Genomic DNA, 7,345 nt, shown 5'->3' with positions numbered 1-7,345 from the left:
CCATCGCAACCGCAAAAAACGCTTGCAATGCAGGAGCCATCCACACAGGACATCCAGCAGCCAACCGAGATGCTGCGACCGCACCCGCTTTCCGGACAATCGCCGCTGGTGTAAAGCCTCAAAATCAGCGGACCCACAATTTGCGGGACGACGCAAATTATTACTATTGACTTGCCCGTTCAACCTAACCATCGCTTGGCGTCTCAGTTCTCAGAATTGTGCGCTTTATCAACGCGGTCACCTGGTCCGGTGTTTCAATCGAGGAGGAATGGCCTGCCTCCTTGAACACGACCAATTCTGAGTTTGCGATTGCACGGTGCATTCGGTCAGATTTCTCTGGGATCGTTGCAACATCTTCGTCTCCGACGCCGATACCAACAGGAATCTGTAGCTTTCCAAGCAATTCGGAGCAGCCTTCTCGATTGATCACCCCATTGACCGCGCGTGTAACCCCGATCCGATGGTTGCTCATAATGGCCTTTGACCACCTCTTCCTTTCTTCGGCGCGGTTAGGATCGTTGAGAAATGTGCGCCCGAACATTATCGGCATAACTTGATTGATGGCAGCCCATAACCCGATCCATCGCGCTACAAAGTTCAAAATTCGATACTTGGGAACGTTCTTTGGCTCTTCAGGATCAGCGCTGGTTTCAAGCAATGTCAGCGATTTCAGAAGGTCTGGTTCTCGAGCAGCTAATCTCATGCCCACAAATCCGCCCATGCTTAAGCCGACAAAATGGCAGGGTGCCGCGTCCAGGCTTCTGATCAGCTCTGCGGCGTCGGCGGTCAGTGTTCCTATATCATAACCATCTTCAGGAACACTGCTTTGCCCCTGCCCCCTATGGTCGTAGGTGATGCAACGAAAGCGGTCGCTCAATTGCGCCACCTGCATTTCGAACATGGTCCCGCTAAACAGAAGGCCATGAGAAAACACGACCGGCTCGCCTTCACCGCCGGTATCTTCGAAAAATAGTTCTACTCCGTTCAGATTGGCTGTCGGCATGATTACCCTCGACTATTGAGAGGACAAGTTTTAGCACAGCTCCGACTCCAATGCATGATATCCGCGCTGACTGCCGCTCGGGGCTCGAAACTGTTATCGGATATACTACTGCGTAACCCCCCCTGACCCATCGACAATGGAGTATCGTCGGCCCATAACAGTCATTCACTGTTTCAGGCCACGCCGTGGTGCAACCTCACCGAACCGGCCATTCGCTGCACCTGCGAAATCGACGCGTTGCCCGAAGTCGCCAAACCGCAAAGGGTGGACATTTGTCGCAACCACACCAGTGTCTGGGTGCTTAATTTACGCCAACATTTGACCTGACTAAAAAACAATAGACGCCCGAATTTCGGCGGCGGTCATCATGTAGCGTGGTAAAAGCTCGTGTGTTTTTTAATCTTCCTGACCGCACGACGCTGTACCAAGCCCTTCTCGACTGTGATCCGGCCTATGACGGGCAGGTATACGTCTATGTGTCAAGTTTAGGTGTATTTTGCCTCTTAACTTGCCAGGCACGCAGACCAAAAGCCGAAATTTGTGCTTTCTGTGGAACTGTCAGTGAGTGCGTTGAAGCGGGCTTTCGTGCGTGCAAACGGTGTCATCCTCTCAATCCCATGGTGTCGGCTGACCCCGCGATTGGTGCTCTTCTGGCAGCGCTGGATGAATGCCCCGAGTATCCTTGGCGCGAAGCAGATATTGTGAGGATGGGGTTTGACCCCTCGACCATTCGACGCAGCTTCAAGCGTTAGTTCGGGAAGTCGTTTCTTGAAATGGCAAGGCAGAACTGGTTGCACGAAGGGCTTCAAACTATTTCCGATGGTGGAAAGGTCATCAATGCACAGTTGGATGCAGGATTTGAAGCCGCCAGTTCGTTTCGAACTGCCTTTGCCAAGCTTATCGGCAGAGCACCGGGTAGAATGGACTCTGATCCACTTCTTTAGGCGGATTGGATTCCAACAACACTGGGTGACATGAATACCGTAACGAGCCGGTCTCGGTGGCATCTGCTGGAACTTTTTGACCGAAAAGCCCTCCGAACGGAACTCACGAAGCTGGAGATGTTCACAAAGGGTCGGATCGGCATTGGCAAAACAGACATGTCTGAGCAAATCTAAGAGGAACTGCACGCGTTCATTGCCGGTTCCTCAGCGAGCTTTCAGACGCCATTGGTTTTCTGTGGTTCAGAGTTTACGCGGGCTGTTTGGTAAGAACTTCAGACCATACCAGTCGGTGAAACCCGTAGCTACACTGACATCGCTAAGGCGACAAGCTGCCCTTCTGCGACACGGGCCGTCGCGCGTGCTAACAGTGCCAATCAAATTCCCTCGTCATTCCCTGCCATCGTGTCACCGACGCCGATGGGTCCCTGACGGGATACGGTGGAGGGCTATGGCGCAAACAAAAACTTCTTGAATTTGAACGGCAATACCTTCCTGGCGAGTTGGAAACACTTTCATGAGCCAAATCGAAAAAGCAAATGCCTTTAAAGCTCGTCACAAGCGAGGCGACCCTTTGATCCTATACAATAACCGGAACGCGGAAGGCGCAAAAGCTCTCTCCAAGGCCGGAGACATAGAGATCAATCTTGAGAACCGGATTGTTGAGGGCGAGGACCTTTATCCAATCTCCATTCAAATAGAGCGGATCGCCGCGATCAGAGGGATTGCAAACGCTGAGAATGAGCCTCTGTCTGTCAATGCCGAACGGATTTGTTTCTAAAGTCTGGTCCAGTCGCGCATGAAAGACTTGTTGTCGAAGCTCTGGAGCGCGGCGCAGCCTATGCAAAAGCCGGCGGAGATGGTTTCTTTGTTCAGGGGCTGACAAGTACGGCATTGATTCAAGAATTCACGGACGCTGTTGGATTGCCCGTCAATGTAACGATGACGGGCGAATTGAACTCGGTGGAAAATGGTATCCGAATTCAGGGTTTCGCGTGCAAGCTTCGGTCCCAGGCCCTATTTCGCATCCATGACCTGTCTAGCGACGCGATTTACGTCGATCACATCAGAAGCGGATTGAACCCTACTGATTTGACTATCGGTGCACGACTCAATTCTTGCCGCTGACATAACGATTTCTATTCCGAGCAAGCGACAGTGAAATTCGCGTAGCAAGTACAAAGGGTCTGACCCAATGATGGGGCCTGAGTATTATGGTTCATAGCCAATGACATACTGAAAAATGTCCTGATGAGCGGTTAGCCCCCTTTACAAACCGACCGGCGGTCTACATATACAGACCAACAGTCTGTTTTGATGGATTCGAATATGCATCAAAGCCTGATCGCACTCTCGCCTCGTGAGTTACCTGAAACAAAACACCGGTCGCTCCACGACACCCGTTTCGTGGACGCATTAGCTGTGCCTGAAATCGAAAGCTTGAAACATGCATTATGAATCCGTCCGTGCCCCACGCAGTTTTTTGGAGTTCTGCGCCCGCCAACTGCGTCGAATTTGGCAACATTCACGAGATTTTCGAAAAAGAAATGGCTCAGGAGGAAATCCCAACAATACAACGCTATTGTGCGACCACATGCGTCGAGACGTCGGGTTAATTGAGCGTGGGCCAGATGACCGTTCGCACTGGTGGTTGTATTGACGTGCTCAGCGATGGGATTGTGTGTCTTCGCAATCTACAGGTTCAGGTTCGTTTTTATCAACTCCGCGCATGCAAGCGGCGAGGCATTTTCCGTATCGACCGTATAGTCATATGTCATCCCATCATGAACACGCTTATATTGCCATCTGGAAAGCCCGAGCGTCCGGTCGCCTCGATTTCGTTCACGTGCCTCCAGCACGTCCAGCGAGGCAAACACTCCAACCATGAAAAAATCATACGGCTCCAGTAAGCTTTGGTATTCAGCCACTGCACTCGCAGACCCTGCTTCGGTGTTTCCAAATAACACTTCGTCAACAATCAAATTGTTCCCGGCGCTCGCCATTGCAGCAACAGAACGGCGCATTCCAGAGAGTGCGCGACTTGCCGCGGGCCCGACACGTGCGAAGGTCACTGCATGCCCGTCCTCCACACGCTTTTCAAAGCTCAACCCATCTGGATCACCAGCAAGCCGGTCGGGCAACATTGCCAGAAAGGCATCCATTTCAATGTGAAGGAACTGTTGGTTCGTAATGTTCTGAAGCGCTTTCGCGATAGAACTTTTACCAACGCTTCCTACTCCGTTTAAGAGAATTATTGTCGCCATTGGTCTCGTGACTGATTGATTGCTGCCAAGGTCCGTTACTTGGCTGAGGAAGGGATCGGAGGCGCAGTTGCCATCGTAACATCCACCGCTTCTGGCCAACCAAAATCCGTTGTTCCATCCGGTAGGCCCAGAATCCGGTCGAGTGTGAGAAATTGCATATCGATTGCCGCCTGTAATTTGTGCGCTGCTTGATCTGCAATGTCAGTTCCCCGGGCATCGATGGCGCGCAGCAATGCAAAATCAAAAAAGTTCATAAGGAAGAGAATAAGCTCTGCCGCCGTATCGACATCGGCGACCGCGAACGTTCCTTCGTCACAACCCTTCTGGATGATTTTGGTCAGAACCGGCATGGCGCCAGTTCTGACCCTGCGCTTGAATTGTTCGAGCAGGAACAGGTTTTTGTCCTGGTTCATGATCTTGAACATCTCGACCTGGCCTGGGTAGTCATGCTCACGCAGGTAGTTCGCCCGTAGATGCGTGAAATTATGCAACAGATCGAGCGCCGAGGATTCCTCGTCAGAGGCGACAACGGACATCTGCGCGAATACGCCTTCGGCCATGCCATCCAATACCCCGAACAACAGCTCATCCTTGGATTTGAAGTGGTGATAGAAGCCACCTTTCGAAACACCGGCCAGATCCAGAACATCCTGAATGGTCGTATCTTCGAAACCTTTCGAAAAGAACAACATTTGCGCACATCCCAGTAATTGTGCGCGCCGCTCCTCTGGCTGCATATTCTTCCGCTTCGTAGGTTTCATGCATTTTTCCTTGCAAACCGACCGGCGGTCTGCAATTACAGACCCACGGTCGGTTTATATTCCGACTCACCTGGCAGGGCAATGTGATTTACCTGCCGCTCCGAACCAAATGATGCGCTGATGCAGCCCAATGCCGCAAGCAATAACGCTTTGCGCACCCGGTTGAGTTGTGTCCACTACACAGGATTGAACGCCATGAACACTTTTATCCGGGGGGATGCTCCAATATCGGCGCTGCGCCGAGCATCCCGGTTGGCAGGAATTCGGGATTTGCTTGAGCTTTTGGTCAGGTGGTTCCTCGCTCGGGGCGCAGCCCGGCAATCTCAGGCTGGAACGTGCCCCCATAGTAGGTTCGCAAGTCAGTTTTTCCCCAATTGATCGGAGCTTCTCAGGAGAGAAACATGCTGGACAATGTAAGAGCTCTATCCGCGATTTACCGCGCGACCGAAAACATGAAGGCAATCGCCTTGACGGATTTGCCGGAGCTTGGGGGTGTTGCGGATGCATTGCAACTGGTGAGCGTGCCCGCGCCGAGGCCGTCACGTCACCAGGTCGCGATTCAGTTGATTGCTTCCTCAATGCATGTCGATGAGATTTATGCGGCTCAGGGCACCGCTCTTGGTCGTTTTTTCGGGCCCAAGCGCGTCACTGCCAATGCCCCATATGTCATGGGGACTTCGGTGTCGGGGGTCGTTGTAGCTACTGGTCAGGACGCGAACCGTTTCAATGTCGGCGACGAAGTGATCGTCATACCCAATGAGCTGGGCGAAAACGGATCTTGGGCAACTTACAGATGCGTGTCGCAGGACTATCTGATGCTCAAACCCCGAGCCTTGTCTCATATCGAGGCGGCAGCCGCGACACTATCTGGTTGCGTTGCGTGGGGTGCGATCAACGCCGCACGCGTCGAAAAAGGTGACCATTGCATGGTTATTGGGGCATCGGGTGCCGTCGGATCTCTGATGGTCCAGTTCCTCAAAACAAAGGGCGCAATCGTGACCGGAGTTTGCAGTGGTGCAAACGCTGATCTGGTACGCATGCTGGGTGCGGATCACACGATTGACTATAAGGTCAGCGATATTGGGTCTCAGGGCAAAAGTACCTACGATAAGGTCTTTGATCTCATAGGTGGCCGGGACGTCGAGATTGCAGCGTTCCGAATGCTAAAACGCAAAGGCCGGTTCGTCACGATTGTTGGCCCGGTACGCCACATTGGTGAACGTAAGCTGTCCAGGGTCGAGTTTCTTCTGGGTGTCGGGCACATTGTTTGCCGCAGTATAGCGACACGGTTCCGCGGTCCTCGGTATCGTTTTTGTGCCTCCCTGCCTCGGAACAACGCCTATGCAGCAATGCTGAGCATCGCAAAGCACAACATACGCTCTCCCATTGAAGCTGAGATTCCCTTCGATCTGCTGCAAATCCAGTCTGCAATCCGAACATTGACGTCCCATCGGACAAGAGGCCGGATTGTCATCAACTTTGAGGCAGACGAACAAACAAGCCGACCGTCAACCGGTTCCAGACCTGCGATGCACCTCAATCGATCATTGCGCCGGCACAACACTCAATTCAACCAGGACACGGCAACACTATGACAAAACACTGGCAATCACTGGGATCGGACGATCCCAATTCTTCTGGATCACTCCGCAACCGAAACACTCCAGCTCAATGCATTGCAGGCTGTGCTCAGCCCGTGCGGTCAATGATGGTCGCGCTTACCATTGGCGTCGCGCTGAGCGGGTGTGCTGCCAACATGGCCGCAAAAGGCAGTGATGGACCGGACCTGAGCGTCGTCAGCCAGGAAGCCACCCGGATGGATGTTGAGCGGCAGTTGGGTTCACCCGAACAGCTGCAGCAACAAGCCAATGGGGATTGGGTGGCCGTCTACGATGTTGAACCCCGAACAAAGCCAAGTCTGGCTCGGGCGGCGGGTCACGGAACGCTGGATCTCTTTACCTTCGGGCTCTGGGAGGTTGTCGGCGGTCCGTTGGAAGTGGCCCATGCGCGTCGGGTATTCGTCACCGCACGTTATGACAACTCGGGAAAACTGCTGCAATTGACCAGCAAGCCCAAACCCATCCTTTGATCAGGGGATCGGATCACTACCGACCTGCAAAGGGCCGGTAGAAATCCAATACCCTCGACGAACGCATTGCTGTCCCCGCCGGCACAAAAGGTGTGGCCGACGAGCAGATACCCTTGTCCATACAAACACGAGAACGGACTTACAGAATGAAGACTATCACATTGATTACACTGGCAGCGATGGCTCCCACATTGTGCATGGCGGATGAAAGTGTCCGTTGTCAGGGATTTTGGGACAGATGGCTGCCTGAGCTAAGAGAGGATCTGGCGCATCTGGTTGGTTTGATT

The 7,345-nt window shown here is 52.9% G+C and carries 8 protein-coding genes and 1 pseudogene; 6 read left to right on the top strand and 3 right to left on the bottom strand.

Features of this window, described 5'->3' with window-relative positions; all coding sequences use genetic code 11:
- Positions 1-184: 184 nt before the first annotated feature.
- The gene (locus tag AC2FEE_RS25330; protein WP_496868185.1) at positions 185-1,003 is read right to left on the bottom strand and encodes an alpha/beta fold hydrolase; all 819 of its coding nucleotides are present in this window, start codon (positions 1,001-1,003) and stop codon (positions 185-187) included.
- Between the two features lie 374 nt (positions 1,004-1,377).
- On the opposite strand from AC2FEE_RS25330, the gene AC2FEE_RS25325 reads away from it, so the two are divergent.
- From AC2FEE_RS25325 to AC2FEE_RS25310, 4 genes and pseudogenes are all read left to right on the top strand, one after another.
- Positions 1,378-1,755 (top strand): Ada metal-binding domain-containing protein, encoded by a 378-nt coding sequence (locus AC2FEE_RS25325; RefSeq protein ID WP_496868184.1) that lies wholly within the window; start codon positions 1,378-1,380, stop codon positions 1,753-1,755.
- Positions 1,756-2,226: 471 nt separating this feature from the next.
- A pseudogene (locus tag AC2FEE_RS25320) lies at positions 2,227-2,465 on the top strand (methylated-DNA--[protein]-cysteine S-methyltransferase).
- Positions 2,462-2,725, top strand: a complete 264-nt coding sequence (locus AC2FEE_RS25315; protein ID WP_496868183.1) for a hypothetical protein — start codon at positions 2,462-2,464, stop codon at positions 2,723-2,725. The pseudogene AC2FEE_RS25320 and the gene AC2FEE_RS25315 overlap by 4 nt, the downstream one beginning before the upstream one ends.
- Positions 2,716-3,072 carry an isocitrate lyase/phosphoenolpyruvate mutase family protein gene (locus AC2FEE_RS25310; RefSeq protein WP_496868182.1) on the top strand — a complete coding sequence of 119 codons (357 nt, stop codon included), beginning with the start codon at positions 2,716-2,718 and terminating at the stop codon, positions 3,070-3,072. The genes AC2FEE_RS25315 and AC2FEE_RS25310 overlap by 10 nt, the downstream gene beginning before the upstream one ends.
- Positions 3,073-3,638: 566 nt before the next feature.
- On the opposite strand, the gene AC2FEE_RS25305 is transcribed toward AC2FEE_RS25310, so the two are convergent.
- A complete protein-coding gene (locus AC2FEE_RS25305) occupies positions 3,639-4,208 on the bottom strand; it encodes a chloramphenicol phosphotransferase CPT family protein (RefSeq protein ID WP_496868181.1) in 570 nt (189 codons plus the stop codon).
- 35 nt (positions 4,209-4,243) lie between these two features.
- Entirely contained in the window at positions 4,244-4,969 is a 726-nt protein-coding gene (locus AC2FEE_RS25300) for a TetR/AcrR family transcriptional regulator (RefSeq protein ID WP_496868180.1), read from the bottom strand.
- 401 nt (positions 4,970-5,370) lie between these two features.
- Between AC2FEE_RS25300 and AC2FEE_RS25295 the strand changes: the two genes are divergently transcribed.
- Complete coding sequence (locus tag AC2FEE_RS25295) at positions 5,371-6,564, top strand: NAD(P)-dependent alcohol dehydrogenase (protein ID WP_496868179.1); 1,194 nt, start codon at positions 5,371-5,373, stop codon at positions 6,562-6,564.
- A gap of 110 nt (positions 6,565-6,674) precedes the next feature.
- On the top strand, positions 6,675-7,058 hold the full coding sequence (locus AC2FEE_RS25290; RefSeq protein WP_496868178.1) for a hypothetical protein: 384 nt from the start codon (positions 6,675-6,677) through the stop codon (positions 7,056-7,058).
- Positions 7,059-7,345 lie beyond the last annotated feature (287 nt).

The sequence above is a fragment of the Ruegeria sp. YTSC199 genome, from assembly GCF_059609725.1.
Note: the sequence above shows the minus strand (reverse complement) of the source record. Positions and strands in the feature narration are given on the sequence as shown.

Coding starts and splice junctions, on each gene's coding strand:
- AC2FEE_RS25330 (WP_496868185.1), bottom strand. CDS start 1,003: ATGCCGACAGCCAATCTGAACGGAGTAGAACTATTTTTCGAAGATACC.
- AC2FEE_RS25315 (WP_496868183.1), top strand. CDS start 2,462: ATGAGCCAAATCGAAAAAGCAAATGCCTTTAAAGCTCGTCACAAGCGA.
- AC2FEE_RS25305 (WP_496868181.1), bottom strand. CDS start 4,208: ATGGCGACAATAATTCTCTTAAACGGAGTAGGAAGCGTTGGTAAAAGT.
- AC2FEE_RS25300 (WP_496868180.1), bottom strand. CDS start 4,969: ATGAAACCTACGAAGCGGAAGAATATGCAGCCAGAGGAGCGGCGCGCA.
- AC2FEE_RS25295 (WP_496868179.1), top strand. CDS start 5,371: ATGCTGGACAATGTAAGAGCTCTATCCGCGATTTACCGCGCGACCGAA.
- AC2FEE_RS25290 (WP_496868178.1), top strand. CDS start 6,675: ATGATGGTCGCGCTTACCATTGGCGTCGCGCTGAGCGGGTGTGCTGCC.